Annotated in this window: 13 protein-coding genes and 1 pseudogene; 7 read left to right on the top strand and 7 right to left on the bottom strand. The window is 72.0% G+C overall.

The window, feature by feature from the left end; all coding sequences use genetic code 11:
• The first annotated feature begins 50 nt into the window (after positions 1-50).
• Both ACZ466_RS11190 and ACZ466_RS11195 read left to right on the top strand, forming a co-directional pair.
• Positions 51-311: an acyl carrier protein gene (locus ACZ466_RS11190; RefSeq protein WP_378287126.1), complete on the top strand. Its 261-nt coding sequence runs from the start codon at positions 51-53 to the stop codon at positions 309-311.
• A 136-nt stretch (positions 312-447) separates the two neighbouring features.
• A pseudogene (locus tag ACZ466_RS11195) lies at positions 448-2,103 on the top strand (FtsK/SpoIIIE domain-containing protein); the annotation flags it as partial.
• Between the two features lie 39 nt (positions 2,104-2,142).
• Here ACZ466_RS11195 and ACZ466_RS11200 read toward each other — a convergent pair.
• Positions 2,143-2,517, bottom strand: coding sequence for a MerR family transcriptional regulator (locus ACZ466_RS11200; RefSeq protein ID WP_378292442.1), 375 nt, complete (start codon positions 2,515-2,517; stop codon positions 2,143-2,145).
• Positions 2,518-2,560: 43 nt separating this feature from the next.
• On the opposite strand from ACZ466_RS11200, the gene ACZ466_RS11205 reads away from it, so the two are divergent.
• A complete protein-coding gene (locus ACZ466_RS11205; protein ID WP_378292440.1) occupies positions 2,561-3,466 on the top strand; it encodes an alpha/beta hydrolase family protein in 906 nt (301 codons plus the stop codon).
• Position 3,467: 1 nt separating this feature from the next.
• On the opposite strand, the gene ACZ466_RS11210 is transcribed toward ACZ466_RS11205, so the two are convergent.
• A complete protein-coding gene (locus ACZ466_RS11210) occupies positions 3,468-4,055 on the bottom strand; it encodes a helix-turn-helix domain-containing protein (RefSeq protein ID WP_378292438.1) in 588 nt (195 codons plus the stop codon).
• Positions 4,056-4,145: 90 nt separating this feature from the next.
• Between ACZ466_RS11210 and ACZ466_RS11215 the strand changes: the two genes are divergently transcribed.
• Both ACZ466_RS11215 and ACZ466_RS11220 read left to right on the top strand, forming a co-directional pair.
• Positions 4,146-5,162 carry an NAD(P)/FAD-dependent oxidoreductase gene (locus ACZ466_RS11215; RefSeq protein ID WP_378292435.1) on the top strand — a complete coding sequence of 339 codons (1,017 nt, stop codon included), beginning with the start codon at positions 4,146-4,148 and terminating at the stop codon, positions 5,160-5,162.
• A 20-nt stretch (positions 5,163-5,182) separates the two neighbouring features.
• Positions 5,183-6,442: an ADP-ribosylglycohydrolase family protein gene (locus ACZ466_RS11220; RefSeq protein ID WP_378292433.1), complete on the top strand. Its 1,260-nt coding sequence runs from the start codon at positions 5,183-5,185 to the stop codon at positions 6,440-6,442.
• A 1-nt stretch (position 6,443) separates the two neighbouring features.
• Here the strand turns inward: ACZ466_RS11220 and ACZ466_RS11225 are convergent, their stop codons facing one another.
• Together ACZ466_RS11225 and ACZ466_RS11230 are read right to left on the bottom strand one after the other, a co-directional pair.
• Positions 6,444-7,763 (bottom strand): HEXXH motif domain-containing protein, encoded by a 1,320-nt coding sequence (locus ACZ466_RS11225; RefSeq protein WP_378292431.1) that lies wholly within the window; start codon positions 7,761-7,763, stop codon positions 6,444-6,446.
• Positions 7,732-9,027: an FxsB family cyclophane-forming radical SAM/SPASM peptide maturase gene (locus ACZ466_RS11230; protein WP_378292429.1), complete on the bottom strand. Its 1,296-nt coding sequence runs from the start codon at positions 9,025-9,027 to the stop codon at positions 7,732-7,734. Before ACZ466_RS11230 ends, ACZ466_RS11225 begins: the two co-directional genes overlap by 32 nt.
• A gap of 129 nt (positions 9,028-9,156) precedes the next feature.
• Between ACZ466_RS11230 and fxsA the strand changes: the two genes are divergently transcribed.
• Entirely contained in the window at positions 9,157-9,387 is a 231-nt protein-coding gene (gene fxsA / locus ACZ466_RS11235; RefSeq protein ID WP_378292427.1) for an FxSxx-COOH cyclophane-containing RiPP peptide, read from the top strand.
• Here the strand turns inward: fxsA and ACZ466_RS11240 are convergent.
• From ACZ466_RS11240 to ACZ466_RS11250, 3 genes are read right to left on the bottom strand one after another with little or no spacing between them, the layout of a single operon-like run.
• Complete coding sequence (locus ACZ466_RS11240) at positions 9,378-10,292, bottom strand: TIR domain-containing protein (protein WP_378292425.1); 915 nt, start codon at positions 10,290-10,292, stop codon at positions 9,378-9,380. The genes fxsA and ACZ466_RS11240 overlap by 10 nt on opposite strands.
• 17 nt (positions 10,293-10,309) lie before the next feature.
• The gene (locus tag ACZ466_RS11245) at positions 10,310-11,428 is read right to left on the bottom strand and encodes an effector-associated domain 2-containing protein (RefSeq protein WP_378292423.1); all 1,119 of its coding nucleotides are present in this window, start codon (positions 11,426-11,428) and stop codon (positions 10,310-10,312) included.
• 14 nt (positions 11,429-11,442) lie between these two features.
• Entirely contained in the window at positions 11,443-12,468 is a 1,026-nt protein-coding gene (locus ACZ466_RS11250) for a TIR domain-containing protein (RefSeq protein ID WP_378292421.1), read from the bottom strand.
• A gap of 361 nt (positions 12,469-12,829) precedes the next feature.
• Here ACZ466_RS11250 and fxsT point away from each other — a divergent pair, with 361 nt between their 5' ends.
• Positions 12,830-16,789: an FxSxx-COOH system tetratricopeptide repeat protein gene (gene fxsT / locus ACZ466_RS11255; RefSeq protein WP_378292419.1), complete on the top strand. Its 3,960-nt coding sequence runs from the start codon at positions 12,830-12,832 to the stop codon at positions 16,787-16,789.
• The last annotated feature ends 33 nt before the right edge of the window (positions 16,790-16,822 follow it).

Raw genomic sequence — 16,822 nt, forward strand, 5'->3', positions numbered from 1 at the left:
GCAAAGACGGAAATCCCCGCCTGACTTCGATCGACTCCGGAGGTGTCGTGATGGACGTGTCCCAGACACAGGTTGTTCAGGCGATCGGTGAAATCGTGGAGGACATCGTCGGCATCCCCGCCGGCAACGTCACGCCGGACAAGCACTTCATGGACGACCTCGACCTCGACTCGCTGGCCCTGGTCGAACTCGGATTCGCCCTGGAGGACAAGTTCGGCGTGGAGATCGCCGAAGAGGACATCAAGGACCTCGTCACGGTCCGCGACGTCGTCGCCTACGTAGTCGGCCGGGCGGCACGCGTGGCGACCTGACCCCCGCGATGTCGTGACGCCGATCGGCACCGACCTGGCCGGACCAGACGCGACCTCGCATGAGCAAACCCGTACGCCCCGGCGCCCGGGGAGCGTCCACGGCCGATGCGGCCATCGCGGTGCGGAAAGAGCAGGTGTGGACGCAAGCGGGACCACTGCGGCAACCCTGGGCGCCGCGGCCCGGCTGGCGCACCCGGCCATCGCCGCGGTCTTCGATGTCGGCGAGGACCGCGGGTGCTCCTACCTGGTGCTGGAACTGCTGGACGGGCAGGACCTGCGTGCCCTGCTGTCCCGGCACCCTTACGGCCTGCCCGTCGAGGATGTGCTGGACTACGGAATCCAGGTGGCCGAGGGGCTTGCGGCCGCGCACGCCGCCGGGGTGGTCCACCGCGACATCAAGCCCGCCAACCTGATGCTGCTGCCCAGCGGGCAGGTCAAGATCTGCGACTTCGGTATCGCCAGGCTCCAGGGCGCGACGGCCGGTCTGTCGGCGGCGGGCGTGCGGATGGGGACCATCGCCTATATGCCGCCCGAGCAGATCACCGGCAGGCCCCTGGACGAGCGAGCCGATCTGTACGGCCTGGGCTGCACCCTGTTCCACCTGCTCACCGGCCGGTACGTCTTCCCCGGTGAGGACATGCAGGCCGTCGTCGCCCAGCACCTCGCCAGACCCGCTCCGTCTCCGCGTGAATTGCGCTCTGAGATTCCTTTCGCCTTGGACGCGCTCATCGTGGCCCTGCTCGCCAAAGCACCTGAGGAGCGGCCTGGGGACGCCGCCGCCGTGGCAGGTGAACTGGGCCGGATCAGTGCGGCCTGGGACGACCCGGGCCTCTGGTACGAGTTGCCCGATGTGTCCTTGCTGCGTCCGGGCAGCGTGGCCAAGCCGCGGACCAAGGCCAATGACACGGTGGTGAAAGCGATCGGGGTGGAGATTCCCAACGTCGACAAGGACATCGTCAGTCTGGGGGATGTGCTGCGTTCGCCGGCGGCGGCCAACGAGCACCATCCGATGGTCGTGGGGCTGGGCAAGGACGTCGAGGGCCGCACGGTGGTGGCGAATCTGGCCAAGATGCCGCACATCCTGATCGCGGGTGCGACCGGGGCGGGCAAGTCGACGTGCATCAACGGGCTGATCACCTCGATCCTGATGCGGGCGACGCCGGACGAGGTGCGGATGATCCTGGTCGATCCCAAGCGGGTCGAGCTGACGATGTACCAGGGGATTCCGCATCTGATCACCCCGATCATCACCAGTCCCAAGAAGGCGGCCGAGGCGCTGGACTGGGTGGTGGGTGAGATGGACCGGCGCTATGACGATCTGGCGGCGTCGGGGTTCCGGCACATCGACGATTTCAACAAGGCGGTGCGCGCGAACAAGCTGAAGGCGCCGCCCGGCGGCGAGCGGGTGTACCAGCCCTATCCGTACATGCTGGTGATCGTGGACGAGCTGGCCGACCTGATGATGGTGGCGCCGCGCGACGTGGAGGACTCGGTGGTGCGGATCACCCAGCTGGCGCGCGCGGCGGGGATCCATCTGGTGCTGGCCACGCAGCGGCCGAGCGTGGACGTGGTGACCGGGCTGATCAGCGCGAACGTGCCGTCCCGGCTGGCGTTCGCGACCTCCTCGCTGTCCGACAGCCGGGTCATCCTCGACCAGCCCGGCGCCGAGAAGCTGGTCGGGCAGGGCGACGCTCTGTTCCTGCCGATGGGCGCGAGCAAGCCGATGCGGCTCCAGAACGCCTATGTCTCCGATGAGGAGATCCGCGCGATCGTCGACCACTGCAAAGCACAGATGTAGCGCCCGGAACGGACGATACGGCCCGGCGGGCGGTCATTGGGGGCGGCAGCGGTGGCCTGTTCGCCAGTTCGCGGTGGCGGTGGTGATGAGGGTGTCGAGCCTGTCCCGGGCGCCCACGAGGTCGCCGATCCGGCTGTCGATGCGGTCCCGTTCGACGGAAAGCCGGTCGAGCAGTTCGGGCGTGGCCTCACCGTTCACGACGCACGGCAGCAGTTCCAGGATCGACTTGCTCGGCAACCCGGCGGCGTACAACTGCTGGATCAGCTCGACGCGGTCGACCGCGCTGTCCTCATAGTGCCGCTGGCCGCTGGGGCTGCGTTCGGAGGCGAGCAGGTCCTGCTCCTCGTAGTACCGCAGCGCCCGAACGCTGACGCCCGTCCTGGCGGCGAGTTCGCCGATGCGCATCATGCCCCTTGCCTCTGACGTCAACGTCAGGTTTTAACGTAACCGCATGATCGCATCAGAAACGACGGGCGCGGCGATCGTCGCGGTGAAGCCGGTGGTGCTGGACGCACCGGGCCGTGGCGAGGACCTGCGGGTCAAGGTGTCCGCACCGATCATCGGCAGTGAACTTCCGGTCATCGTGTTCTCGCACGGCTTCGGCTCGTCGCTGAACGCCTACGGCCCCTTGGCCGACTTCTGGGCCGCTCACGGCTTCGTGGTGATCCAGCCGACCCATCTCGACTCCAGGACGGTCGGCCTGCCCCAGGACGATCCCCGCACACCGCGGCTCTGGCGTTTCCGCGTCGAGGACATGAAGCGCGTCCTCGACCGGCTTGACCTGCTGGAAGCCGCCGTTCCCGGTCTTGGCGGCCGGCTCGACCGAAGCCGCGTCGCCGCGGCCGGGCACTCCTTCGGCGGCCAGACGGCGGGCAACCTGCTGGGCCTGCGCGTCCTCGACCCGGTGAGCAGGACGGAAGAAGACCTGTCCGACTCGCGGATCAAGGCGGGCGTGCTGCTCGCCACGGCCGGAAAGGGCGGAGCCGATCTGACACCGTTCGCGGCCGAGCATTTCCCGTTCATGAACCCGAACTTCGCGACCATGACCACGCCGGCCCTCGTGGTCGCCGGGGACAAGGACGACTCCCCGCTTTCGGTCAGGGGGCCCGATTGGCTCGCCGACCCGTACTTCCTGAGCCCGGGCCCCAAGAGCCTGCTCACGCTGTTCGGGGCGGAGCACTCGCTCGGCGGGATCGCCGGCTACGAGGTCCAGGAAACGACAGATGAGAATCCCGAGCGCGTCGCCCTGATCCAGCGGATCACCTTGGCGTACCTTCGCCATGCACTCGGCATTGCAGACGATTGGACGGCGCAGAGTTCTCTGCCGGAGCACATGGGTCGGATTGAGTCCAAGTAGCCTAGTCGGGCCGGTAGCGGGCTTTGATGTGGACGCGTTCTCCCTGGGGGCCGAGGATGCTGAGGAATTCCACCGGGCGCTCATCGGCATTGCCGAACCAGTGCGGTAGGTGGGTGTCGAATTCGGCGACCTCTCCGGCGGTGAGGACGAAGTCCCGGTCGCCGAGCACGACGCGCAGCCGTCCGTTGAGGACGTACAGCCAGTGGTACCCCTCGTGCGATCGGGGATCGGGTTCGCGACCGGCGGTCAGGCCGGCGGGCAGGATGTGCTTGAACGCCTGCAGGCCGCCGGGTTTGCGGGTCAGCGGGACGACGGTCATGCCGTTGCGGGTGAACGGCTTCGGGTACACCCGGGGGTCCAGGTCGGCCGGGGCGCCGACGAGCTCGTCGATCGGCACCTGGTAGGCCCTGGCCAGCGGAAGCAGCAGTTCCAGGCCCGGTTTGCGACGCCCGGACTCCAGCCGGGACAGGGTGCTGATCGGAATGCCGGTGGTCTCCGCCACGGCGGTCAGGGTGGCGCCGCGGCGGCGCCGCAGGTCGCGCAGCCGGGGCCCGACCGCCGCCAGCACGGCATCGACGTCATCGCTCATCCGTCCACTGTCATGGTGTTTTGCTGTTTTTGCACAGATTTTTGCCAGAGGCGCCGGGGCTGGGGCACGTTGGCGGCGGAGGTGGTCACGATGAATCCCCAGTTGGGTCGGTATGACGTGGCAGTGGTCGGTGGCGGCCCGGCGGGCTTGAGCGCGGCGCTCATGCTCGGACGTGCCCGGCGGTCGGTCCTGGTGATCGACGACGGTCGGCCCCGCAACGCACCGGCCGCGCACATGCACGGCTTCCTCTCCCGCGACGGCGTCCCGCCGGGTGACCTGCTGGAGGCGGGACGCCGCGAGGTCGCCGGCTACGGAGGAGAAGTCCAGACCGGCCGGGCGCGGAGCGCGGCGAAGGACGGCGACGGGTTCGCGGTCGAACTCGACACGGGTCGCACCGTGCGGGCGCGGCGTCTGCTGGTGACGACCGGTGTCATCGACGATCTGCCCGATGTTCCGGGCATCGCGTCGCGCTGGGGGCGTGACGTGGTGCACTGCCCCTACTGTCACGGCTGGGAGATCCGCGACCAGCCGATCGGCGTCCTGGCCACCGGCGCGAAGAGCGTCCACCAGGCTCTGCTGTTCCGGCAGTGGACCGACCGGCTCACCCTGCTGCAGCACACGGGCCCCCGCCCCACCCCTGAGGAGGCCGAGCAACTGGCCGCACGGCGGATCACGGTGCTGACCGGTGAGGTGACCGGTCTTGAGATCGCCGACGACCGCCTCACCGGTGTGCGCCTGGACAGTGGTGAGTTGGTCCCGCTGCGGGCGCTGGCCGTGGCGCCCCGTCCTGTCGCGCGCGCGGACGTCCTGACCGCGTTCGGGCTGGCGCCCGTCCCGCACCCGAACGGCCTCGGCACGCACATCGCCGCCGACCAGACCGGTCTCACCTCCGTCCCGGGGGTGTGGGTCGCGGGCAACCTCGCCGACCCCAACGCGAACGTGCTCGCGTCCGCCGCTTCCGGGGCGACCGCGGCCGGAGCCGTCAACGCCGACCTCATCGCCGAGGACACCCGCCACGCAGTGCAGGCCCGCAACGACCCGTTCTCGGCCGAATCCGAAGCCCGCGTATGCGAACAGATCCTGGGCGACCGCCGCCACGGCCTATGACCGCCACATAATTGGGCATTGTGGACCTCAGTACCGCCCAACTGGATCGTGCCTGCGGCGTTCTGCTCGCCGCCGCCGCCGGGGACGCGCTCGGCGCCGGACATGAGTCTCCAGGGGAATGGACCGACGACACCTTCACGGCGATTGTGCTCGCCGAAACGGCCATCGCCGGTGCTGACCTGGCCGTTTCCCGCGAGCGCACCGCGGGGAACGGCTCGCTCATGCGCGCCGCCCCGGTCGCGCTCGCGTTCCTCGACGACCCCGACGGTCTCGCGGAGGCCGCGCTCAGCGCCCTCACCCATGACGACCCGGAGGCCGGCGACGCCTGTGTGCTGTGGTGCCACGCCGTCCGGCACGCCGTTCTCACCGGCCGCCTCGACGCCCGTGCCGGTCTCGATCGGCTGGCCGAACCCGGCCGCACCCGGTGGGCCGAGCGGCTGAAGAAGGCAGAGCAGGCCCGGACGCAGGACTTCACCCGCACCGGCCGGGTGGTGGAGGCGCTCCAGGCGGCCTGGTGCGCGATCACCACGACCGAGGTCCCGGAGGACGAGCCGTCCGCCGGCTCGTTCCGCGCCGATCACCTGCGGCTGGCGCTGGAGGAGGCGACGCGCGGTGGCCGGGACGTCGCCGCCATCGCGGGCGGCCTGCTCGGCGCGGCCTACGGGGCGTCGGCCGTCCCCGCGCGGTGGCGGCTGGAGTTGCACGGCCGTCCGGGCCTGAGGTCGCGCGACCTCGTCGCCCTCGCGGCCACGGTCGCCACCGGCGGGACGTACGCGCGCCCCGTCTACGGCGGCGGGCACCGTCCCGCGGTCACCGAGCCGCATCCGGACGACCCCGGTCTCCTGCTCGCCGACCTCGCCGGCCTGCGGGCGATGCCCCCGGGGGTGACCGCGGTCGTCTCGCTGTGCACCGTCGGCGAGCAGGACGAGGAGGCGGTCCTGGCGCGGACGCCGCACTGGCTCGAGGTCCGGCTGGCCGACACCGACGACCCGGCGGAGAACGAGAACCTGGACTTCGTCCTGCACGACACCGTCACCGCCATTGAACGACTGCGCGCCGCCGGGCACGTGGTGCTGGTGCACTGCGTCGCGGCCTACAGCAGGACCCCCACCATCGGCGCCCTGTACGCGATGCGCCGCACCGGAGCCGATCCAGGCGAGGCCATCGCCGCGATGGAGCGTGCGCTGCCCGAGGCGGACCCGACCGACGCGTTCCGCGACGCCCTGCAGCGAGCACGCCCGGACGGCGGCTGGGGAATCGGGGCCCGTGGCCTCCGATGATTCAGATGGTCGCCTCGCTGCGGTTGCGTCGGGTCCAGAGGGCTTGGTGGCGTGCCGCCTCGCGGTGGGCCATCCGCCTCGCCGGGGCGGGCACCGGCTCCTCGCGGCCCCACGAACTCAGGGTTCCTGACATCTCGCGGACGAAATCCACCCCGGCCGGGGTCAGGCCGTCCCTGGACAGGAGGCTCGCGCATGCCAGCAGCGCCGCCGCCCGCCAGCGCTCGAACTCGGCGTGCGCGTGCAGGTCGCCAGGCGACCACCGGCGCTCCCGCCGCCAGAAGGCCGTCACGCCGAGGTGCGCGTAGGCGCCCTGGAGCAGGCTGTACACCGGGCGGGGGTCCTCCCTCCACGGGGCGTAGTACCGCCCGTCATGGCCGGGTCGGATCATCGGCACCGCCTCGATCAGTGCCGCCAGCTTCACGTGCTGCACCTCGTGCCCGAGGACCAGGGCGAGGGCGCGGGCGTCGCCGGTGGAGGAGAACGCGACGCTGCCGTGCACCTCGCGGGAACTGGCGCTGCTCCGGCTGGAACCGCGGTCGGCCAGCGGTGTCACCACCCGGATACCGGCCCCCGCCTCCTCGGCGGTGGGACGGTGGCGGCGGACCAGCCAGCGCCAGGCCGCCGCGAGATCGTCCCGCCAGCGCGCCAGCTCGGCGTCCGGCAGCCTGCCGCGCAGCGGGACGGCGGGCAGCCGGTAGGGGTCGAGGTCGTCGACGAGGACGTCCAGGGACAGCCCCTCCGACGACACCGTCAGGCGGCGCAGGCCGAGCCAGCCGGGCGCTTCGCGGCCCCAGTCGGCAGGGATCGCGACCCTCGCGCCCGGCGCCTCCACCACCGCGCCCGCGCCCGCGACACGCACCGTCGCGGACGGGACGCGCCCCGGCAGGGCGGCCATGCCCACCGAGGGCAGCATCAGCTTCCCGCCGGTCACCGGGACGGTGACGGTGGCGCCGGTGCCCGCGCGGATCGCCGCCGCCGCCGCGAGCGCGCCGAGCCGTTCCAGACCGCGGGACGTGCCGTCGCGGCGGGCCTCCCGGATCGCCTGGCCCGCCCACGCGCCGACCGCGGGATGCCTGACCACCTGGCGAACCGCCTCCGGGTGGGCCGTCTGCAGGTCCGCGAGCATCCGGTAGGCCGCGCCGACACGTCCTGCGGTACCGGGGCGTCCGGACGCGCGCGCCAGTTCCGCCACACCGCGCAGCAGCAGCAGATGCCGGCTGGTCTGGATGTCGCCGAGCATCCGCATCGCGGGAACGCCGCCCGCGCCCGCGGCCATTTCCCGCACGATCTCAGCCGGCGGCCGGTGGTAGCGGATCTCCATGTGCCGCCTTTCGCTCGGCCGCCGTCCGCGAAAGGTCGGCGGCGACCCTGGATCGGATGTGCAGGATGAGGCGGAGAAGATCCGCGCAGTACACCGAAGGATTTCTGAAACCGCTGCCCGGACGGTAGCGATGCGCGTAATGGCCGCCCCCGCACACGTTTTTCACCGGGCAGGACAGGCAGGCCGGGCACAGCGCCCCCGCGCCGATCTGCCGGGCCGCCACGAACGGCGACAGCAGTACCGTGTCAAAGGAGTCGCCGAACACGTGCCGTCCCGTTTCGGGGGCGCCGGGGAAGGCCGATTTGAGGATGTCGGACTGCTCGATGGCCCCGTCGGTCTCGACCACCACGACGCCGACCGGCGACAGCCCCACCACCTCGCTGGTGGACGCCCCGCCCAGCAGCAGATGCAGGATCTCCTGGAACAGGCGGACACCGGTCTCCTGCCGGGGCGCCCCGTACCAACGGTCGAACACCGCGGCCAGCCAGTCGCCGTACGGCGCGTCCGCCGGATCGTCGCGTCCGGCGGGAGCCTGCGACCAGTTCGCGTGCGGAAGCAGCAGGTCGACGGTGGGCGGGCCGTACTCCAGCAGGGCCTCGTAGGTCTCCACCGGGTCGTTGCGGAGGTCGACCGTGCACAGCAGGCCGCCGAACAGGTGCCGGTAGCGGCCGGAGGCGAGCCGCCGGAGCGCCGCGTGCACGGCGGCGTGGCTGCCGCGGCCGTCGGCGTGGCGGCGGTGGCGGTCGTGGGCGGCGGCCGTGCCGTCCAGGCTGACCCCGACCCGTACGCCGAGCGCGTCGAAGAGCCGCAGTTCCTCCTGGCCGAGGCGGACGGCGTTGGTCTGCACGACGGCGCGGACGCGGTCGCGGCCGTCCGGACCGGGACCCGCGGTCTCCCGGACCGCCTCACGCGTCAGGCGGACGGCGTCCCCGAGCAGGTCCGTCCCGGCCAGCAGCGGCTCGCCGCCGTGCAGCACGAGCGCGACGGAGTCGAGATCGTGGTCCCGCACGTGCTCGGCGATGCGCCCGGCGGTGCGGACGAGCACCCGGCGCGGCATCCGGTGCGGACGGCCGCGCCAGCTCTGGTCGCTCATCCGGTAGACGTAGCAGTGGTCGCAGGCCAGGTCGCAGCGGCTGGCGACCTTCAGGACGAAGTGCCGGAAGGGGGTGGGCCGCCAGCCTCCGGCCAGCAGCGCGGGCACGTCCAGGTCCGCCGGCCACTGGCCGCGCGGCGGCGCGCCCGGAAAAGCGGTTTCCTCGATCATGCGGACCCGTGCCCGAGCATGGCACTCCCCACTCCAGCCAGGCGCCGCACCGGAAACGGGCCATCCCCTATTCGGCCGGCGTCGCGGTGGCCTTCATCGCAAAATAACATTTTCCATGGAGGTGCATCCATGCCCGATACAGGAGCGGACTCGCCCGATCAGTTGCTCGATGTCAGCGCCATCCCCTTGCACACACTGGACGATCTCGGGGAAACGGTGTTGGCCAGGGCTCTGCACCGGATTTTTGTGTCACTCGACACAAACTCTCCGGAGGGCGTCGCGGGTTTTGAGTCCGCACTCGCCGATGATGGACAGGAAATCGGAATGACCGGGTCCGGCCGCGATCCCGATCAGGGATAACGGATGTCCCTGATCTGCCGAATGAGTTCGTCCACGCGGGGAAGGGCGGGGTCGTTCGCGGGCGTCATGATCCGCAGAGCGGCGCTCAGCTCGTCCAGCATGGCCGCGTCCTGGTGGCGCAGCGCGCGGCGGACCACGGCGGTCAGTTGGAGCATCGGGGTGGCGCCGCCGATGTCGAGGGGACCGAGCTGCTCCTCGACCAGCCTGATCCAGGTGCGGATCCCCCCGTCCCGGAGCGGCTCCACCAGGTAGAGGGCGCGGACGAGGCGCTCCTTCAGCACCGACGGCACCGTGCCCGGAACCGGGGAGGGCAGCGGAGGGGGCGACGCGGCGGTCGACGGCTCACCGAACGCGGGCTTCACCGCCTCGGCCTCGGCGCGGCCGAGCGGCGGCAGCTCGAGCGCATCGGCCTCGACGATCCATCGCGCGATCGTCTTGAGCGCGTCCAGATAGGGTTTCCCGCCGACGCGCCTGAGATCGATCAGCGGATCGCCGCCGAGGCTTCGGTGGCTGTTGTGCAGCCTGGCCACCGCGTCGGGCGGCTTCGCGGACCCTGACCAGCGCAACGGCATGAGGCAGCGGGTCGCCGGAGTGCCCGGCGCGGCGTTGACGCGGCCGGTGCGCTCGGCGAAGACGGCCCACTCCCGCCCGCACCAGCGGCTGTTCCCGTAGTCGGCGGACAGCAACGCGATCATGGACCGTGCGGTGCGGGCCCGCTCGATGAGCACCGCCTCCCAGTCGTCGCCGGGGTACAGCCCCTCGCGGTCCAGGAAGCCGACGTTCGCGCGGCCGCGGCCGAGGAGCAGCCGCACCTCCACGTCCAGCTCGTCGAAGAACTGGGCGACCAGATCCTGGTCGACGTGCCGCGCGTAGCTGACGAAGAAGGCATAGGGCGTCTCGGACATCGGCGCTCTCCAGGTGGTCAGGGGTAGCGGATCCGCCGTATCCGCCCGACGTGGTCGACCACGTCGGGCAGCGCGGGATCGTTCTCGGGCGCCATGACGCGGAGGGCGGCGACCATCTCGTCCAGCATCGCCCCGTCCCCGTGAAGCAGGCAGCGGCGGACCACGTTGACCAGTTTGGCCCGCATCGTGTCCCCCCCGATGTCGAGTGTCCCGAGCTGGTCTCCGATCAGCTTGATCCACATCTCGACCCCGCCGTTGCTCAGTGCCTCGACCCGGTACAGCGCGTCGACGAGCTGCGCCTTCAGTGCCGTCGGCACCGGCTCGGCGGGCGCGGGGCCCTCTCCCGCGACGGGCGGGCGCGGCGCCGGCACCACCGGCGCGTCCGGGACGGCCGGCACGACAGGTGCGTCCGGCACGACAGGTGCGACCGGCACCGCCGGCGCGGCCGGCGGCGCGAGGGATCCGCCGAGGCGCATCAGCTCCAGGCAGGCGTCCACGCCGAGTCCCGGCGCCTCCAGGAGCAGTTCCCCCACCCGGCTGAGCAGGGCGGGCCGGCGGCCGAGCCCCTCGGCGAGCCGCACCGCCTGGACGGGATTCAGCTCGGGCGCCTTCCTCATCAGCAGGATGACCGATTCCTCAAGGGTCAGCGGCCCCAGCGGATAGGGCAGCGCGCCGGGCACAGCGGTCTCGCCCGCGCAGGTGATCAGAACGTGCCCCGGCCCCTCGGGCACATGGCCGTCCAGGTCCCCGTCGGACCGCACCCCGTCGTAGACGGTCAGCCACCACCGGCCGGGTGCGGCCACGGCGCCGACCGCCTCGCGCAAAGCGGCCTTCTGCGCGCTCAGACCGTCCCCGGAACGGCAGTCGAACCACCAGATCACCGTGTAGCGCTGCCCGAACCGGTGGCAGTACTCGAGAGCGAACGCGGTCTTCCCCGACCGCTCCATCCCCTCCCCGTCGGTGAGCAGGACGGGCTTGGACGCGAGCAGCTCGCCGACCTCTTCGAGCTCGTCGTCGCGGCCGGCGAAGTGGGGGTCCCGAGTGCCGCGCCTGCAGACGGGCGGCGGAGCACCGGGGCGCCGGAGCGGATCGGGCGGCGCCGAGGGAACGAAGCGGTGCGAATGGGGCGCGGGCATGGACGACGGGCCGTTCAGGCCGAGCGTCGGAGCGCGTCGAGCAACGTCCTGATCACGCTCTCGTCGAGGCCGTGCATGGGGATGGCGCGTTCGCTCAGGCCGCCGGGAAGAGGACCGCTGTCGACCTGGACGGGTATGACGGGCGCGCTCCGTCCCGGGGGCGCGCCGAGCGCCTGCTCCCAGTCGAGGTCGTCCTCACGCACCAGGGCCTCCATGTGCGGGGCGACGGAGTTCTGTGAGAGCACGGCGACGACGCGTTCCCCGCTGTCGCGGGCGCGGGCGACCGAGTCGCGCAGGCGCTCGGCCCGGCCGGCGTTCCACCGGACCAACTCGACCTCGTAGTCGTTGGTGCGCAGCAGGTTGCCGAGGTACTCGGCCCAGGGCTGGTCGGGGCCGACATAGCTGATCGCGACGGTGCGGGGCAGCTCGCCGGCCTCGGCCGGGCCCGGCACCGGCACCGGCTCCTCGGTCGCGTCGCGCACCCCGAACGCGGGCCCGGTGGCCGCCGCCGTCGCCTCGTCGAGCGGTCCGAGACCGGCCTGCGCGGCCTCGAAGACCAAGGCCGCGACCGCGCGCACGACCGCGTAGTAACCGCCCGGACCGTCGAGCGCGCGGGCGCGCATGAGGCCGTAAAGCCCGGAGGCGGTGTAGGGCCCGGCGCCGGCCGAGGTCCAGAAGGCGGGCAGGGGATGCATGATCATGGGCAGTCGCGTCTCCGGGTTCAGCGGCTTCCACTGGACCGGGATGAGGCACAGGTCCCGCACCTGCGGGTGGAGTGCGAGCCGCTCGGCGAAGATCGCCCATTCGCGGCCGCAGCGCCGGTCGCGGAGATGCGCGTGGGAGACGAGCGCGACCATCGCCGGGGAGGTGGCCGCCGCGTGCACGGACGCGCCGCCCGGTGCGGCCAGGCACCCCTCGGTGAAAGGACCGCGGCGGACGCGGATCTCCCTTTCGAGATCATTGTGAAAACGGCGAACCCAGGCCCGCTCCTCAACCCTGGCGTAGCTGGTGAAGAAATAGGTCTTCACGTTACCTCGCATGCGCGGACGGACTCAGCTCGGGCATCGCCTGCGGGGTCCGGTACGGAGGGTCGGGGACGACGGCTCACTTGTAGGGCCATCGTAAGGGATCGGACACCGGTCGGCCCGGGAAGGTGCGCTCACACCATCGGCCACGCCATGAAACGCAGACCATCACCGCACATCAGGGGCCCGGACTCGCCCACTGCGGCCACTTGCGGCCAAGGGTCCCGCCATTCAGGACGACCCAAACCATTTTTCACTTGATCGTTTACTCGGATAACTCGTGGGTGTGAACCTGAGCGCGCGAGGCATATAGGATGGTCCATCCCTAAGTATTCTTTCCATCGTTGTGCACTTGGGTCCCAGGGCGGGGGCGAGGGTGACTCCACATCACGGCGAGGCGTCCGGTGCGATCGCGACACCTCCTGGAAAGATCGTCAGCTTCCATGGAAGCCAGGCGGGAATCGGCTGCTCCATGGCGCTGGCCAACGCGGCCTGGATCCTGTCCAGCACCGGCCGGAACGTACTGATCGTCGACTGGGCGATCGGGGCGCAGCGCCCGTCGGTCGACCAGTACCTCGCGAAGTTCTTCGCGGACGAGGAGGTCCCCGACGAGCAGGAGGGCCTCCTCGACCTCCTGCTGAGTTACCGCAAGGCCCACTCCGAGGCCGTGCGCCGCGACCCCGACCCCGACCTCGACGTGATCTGGCGGCGGCAGGGCGGGATCGGCCGCCACATCGTCGAGCTCAACTGGCCGCAGGCCGGGATCGACACCGGCCTGACCGGGAAGCTCGCCCACCTCGGCCCCGGAAGGCGCGCCGACGACACCTACTGGGCCGAGGCCGAACGCCTCGACTGGGAGTTGTTCGCGGCGAGCAGGCACGGCCGCCACTTCCTGGCCTCGCTGCGCGAGGACCTGGTGGGCAGCGGGTACGACTACGTGCTGCTCGACAACCATTCGGGGCGGTCGACGCTGGCGCGGCTCGGCGTCGTCCATCTCGCCGACGTGCTGATGGCCTGCTTCAGGCTGGGGCACGTCGAGAGCATCTCCGACGGGGCCAGGGTGACGCAGGACCTGCGGAAGCTCACCGCGGGCCGCGACGCCGGGCCCGTCACGGTGCTGCCGGTGCCGATGGGGGACGACCACTACCCCGCCGACGACATCAAGCGCTTCGCCCACCTCCAGTACGGCCCGCTGCTGGAAGGGCTCGACGAGATCGGGCGGGAGCGCTACTGGGGGAAGATCACCGTCCCGAGGTCGCCGTCCCTCTGGCGCCATCCCGTCATCGCGGCGATCGCCCAGAGCCCCCATGAACAGGGAACGGCCCTCAAGGCGTACGAGGCGGTGGCGCAGGCCATCACCGGAGACCCCGCCACCGAGCTGAGGCCGCTGCCCGAGCCGAGCCGGCGCGCCCTGGAACGGCACCTGACCGCGAAGCCGGCGACCGCCGGATTCGACGTCGCGATCTTCTCCTGCGCGGCCGACGCCCCCTGGGCCGACTGGATCACCTGGGTGCTGCGGCGCGCCGGGCTGACCGTCAGGGCGGGGGGCGGCGACGCGCCGGCCGAGACCAGCGTCGTGCTGCTGTCGCCGCGCCTGCTGGAGTCCAGCGAACTCGACCCGGCCATGGGGCTGATCGCCGACCTGCGGTCGGGGTCCGGTGCCCGCGCCGACCAGCGGCTGGTGGGCGTGCGGGTCAGCGAGGGGACGCTGGGCGAGATCCTGTCCTCGGTCGTCGACGTCGACCTGGTGCCGCACGGGCCGGACGACGCCACCGCCCGCCGTGAGCTGCTGACCTACTTCACCTACAGCGACCGGCTCGTGCCCCGCGCCGACGACCTGCCGGACGCGCCCCGCTTCCCCAAGCGGGTCCCGCGCGTCCAGCGGGTCCGTGCGACCACGCGCTCCTTCGTCGGACGTGACGCGGTGCTGCGGTCCCTGCGCGAGAAGCTGCGGGACAACCGCGGCACCGGCCGTCCCACCGTGCTGACCGGTCCCACCGGGATCGGGAAGAGCAGTGTCGCGGCCGAGTACGCCTGCCTGTTCGCCTACGACTACGACGTGATCTGGTGGATCTCCGCCGAGGAGCAGCGCGAGGTGCGGACGCGGCTGGCGCGCCTGCTGCCCCACCTGCGCGAGGGCGCCGCCCCCGACGCCCAGGACGCCGTGGAGCAGACCCTCGCCGCGCTGCGCGGCGGCGACCACGGCCGGTGGCTGCTGGTCTACGACGCGGCGGGCGACCCGCTCGAGCTGGAGCGCCTGATGCCCGACGGCGGCCCGGGCGAGGTGCTCGTGACCTCCCGGCACGAGGGCTGGGCCGCGGCCGGTCACAGCACCGTCCCGGTCGGGCGTTTCGAGCGCGGCGAGAGCGTCCGCCTGTTCCGCGAACGCATCGGGCAGAGCGATGTCACCCACTCCCACGCCGAGCGCGTCGCCCGGCGGCTCGACGACCATCCGCTCGCCGTCGACCAGGCGGCCGGATGGGTCACCTCGCGCTGGATCGCCGCACAGGAGGAGAAGGGGCCGCCGCCCCTCGACCGCACGCCCGGCGCGCTGGCCGACCAGCTCCTCGACCTGCTCGGCGACGCCGAGGAGATCACCACGGCGCCGGCCGGCGAGGAGGGGGCGTCCGCGGCGCGCACCGCCGGGCTCTCCCTGGAACGGCTGGCCCGCGAGCGCCCGGCGGCGCTGTGGCTGGTGCGGATCTGCGCGTACCTGGCCTCCGACGGCGTGGCCATGGAGCTGGTGCGCTCGGCGGGGATGCGCGAGCGGATCGGGCGCCATGATCCGGACGTGGGCGTCGACCTGACCGTCGACGAGGTCGTCCAGATGGTCAAGCGGTACTCGCTGGTCCGGGTCGACCAGCAGCTCGACCGCCTGCAGGTCCATCCGCACACGCTGCGGACGGTCCGGGCCGGGATGTCCGAGGACGAGCGCGTCGAGGCCCGCGCGTCGGCGCAGCTGGCACTGGCCGCGTTCGTGGCGGGCGACGACGCGTCCCGCCACGTCCAGGAGCGGCGCCACCGGGAGTCGCAGCGGCACGTGCGGGCCTGCGAGGTGGGCGAGACCGCCGACGCCGGCCCGGAGGTGCGCGCCTGGGCCGTCCAGCAGGTCAGGTACCTCTACATGTCCAACGACTGGGAGGTGGGGCGGGCCCTGGCCGAGCAGTTGCGCGTCCAGTGGACGGCCGACTTCGGCGAAAGCGACCGCCACCGGCTGGAGCTGCTCATCCAGCTCGCTAACGTGCAGCGCGAGCTCGGCATGTACGAGCGCGCCGCGCACTGGGACGCCGAGGCCCAGCGGCTGCGCGAGGAGTCGCTGCCGTCCAACCACCTGCTCGGCCTGCGGATCCGGCGCAGCGTCGCCGCCGACCTGCGCGCCCGCGGGGCGTTCGTCCAGGCCCTCCTGATGGACCAGCAGACGTTGGAGGCGTTCAAGGAACGGCTCGGCGAGGAGCATCCCGACACGCTCCGGGCCGCCAACAACCTCGCGCTCGCGTTCCTCCTGACCGGAGCGGCGAAGGCGGCGATGGAGCTGGACCGTACCACCTACGAGACGCGCCGCCGGATCCTGGGCGAGCAGGCGCCCGCGACCTGGCACTCCATGGTCAGGCTCGCCATCGACTACCGGGAGATGGGCGAGTACGCCAACGCCCGCAGCCACCTGGAGACGGCGCTGGCCCTCCTGCGCGCCTCCGCCGGCAACGCCTCACCGACGACCCTGCGGGCGGCGCGGGCGCTCGCCGTCACCCTCCGCGACCACGGCGAGGCGGAGGAGGCGCTGGGGTCGATCACCGAGACCTGGCACGCGAGCCAGGCGTTCTACGGCCCCCACCACCCGGAGACCCTCTCGTGCGTGGTCAGCCTCGCGGCCACCCAGGCGGCCCTCGGCCGGTACGGCGAGGCGCTGCGCCGCGGACGGCTCAACCTGGCGCTCTACCGGGAGACCTTCTCCCCGTCGCATCCCTTCACGCTCGCCTGCCATGCCAACCTCGGCGTGTACGCGCGGCTCGCCGGCCGGCTCGACGAGGCCCGCAGGAGCGGCGAGGAGGCGTGGCGGGCGCTGCACGACGACGCCGACGTCGGCCCCGAGCACCCGTTCACGCTGGGCGCGGAGATCGGATACGCCAACGCGCTGGTCGCGCTGGGCGAGACCGAGGCCGCGGCCGAGCGCGAGCGGCACGCCTACGCCGGCTTCAAGCAGCGGCTGGGGCCGGGGCATCCGCTGAGCCGGATCGCCTACACCAACCTGCACGTGACCGAGGACGCGAGAGCTGATGCCGACGGCGGGGACGGCGGCCTGCGCAGGGACATCGACCTTGAGATTCCGTCGACGTGAGCGCCGATTCCGCCGCCGAGGCGGACGGAGAAC

The organism is Actinomadura rugatobispora (assembly GCF_055379765.1).

Coding starts and splice junctions, on each gene's coding strand:
- ACZ466_RS11190 (WP_378287126.1), top strand. CDS start 51: ATGGACGTGTCCCAGACACAGGTTGTTCAGGCGATCGGTGAAATCGTG.
- ACZ466_RS11200 (WP_378292442.1), bottom strand. CDS start 2,517: ATGATGCGCATCGGCGAACTCGCCGCCAGGACGGGCGTCAGCGTTCGG.
- ACZ466_RS11205 (WP_378292440.1), top strand. CDS start 2,561: ATGATCGCATCAGAAACGACGGGCGCGGCGATCGTCGCGGTGAAGCCG.
- ACZ466_RS11210 (WP_378292438.1), bottom strand. CDS start 4,055: ATGAGCGATGACGTCGATGCCGTGCTGGCGGCGGTCGGGCCCCGGCTG.
- ACZ466_RS11215 (WP_378292435.1), top strand. CDS start 4,146: ATGAATCCCCAGTTGGGTCGGTATGACGTGGCAGTGGTCGGTGGCGGC.
- ACZ466_RS11225 (WP_378292431.1), bottom strand. CDS start 7,763: ATGGAGATCCGCTACCACCGGCCGCCGGCTGAGATCGTGCGGGAAATG.
- ACZ466_RS11230 (WP_378292429.1), bottom strand. CDS start 9,027: ATGATCGAGGAAACCGCTTTTCCGGGCGCGCCGCCGCGCGGCCAGTGG.
- fxsA (WP_378292427.1), top strand. CDS start 9,157: ATGCCCGATACAGGAGCGGACTCGCCCGATCAGTTGCTCGATGTCAGC.
- ACZ466_RS11240 (WP_378292425.1), bottom strand. CDS start 10,292: ATGTCCGAGACGCCCTATGCCTTCTTCGTCAGCTACGCGCGGCACGTC.
- ACZ466_RS11245 (WP_378292423.1), bottom strand. CDS start 11,428: ATGCCCGCGCCCCATTCGCACCGCTTCGTTCCCTCGGCGCCGCCCGAT.
- ACZ466_RS11250 (WP_378292421.1), bottom strand. CDS start 12,468: ATGCGAGGTAACGTGAAGACCTATTTCTTCACCAGCTACGCCAGGGTT.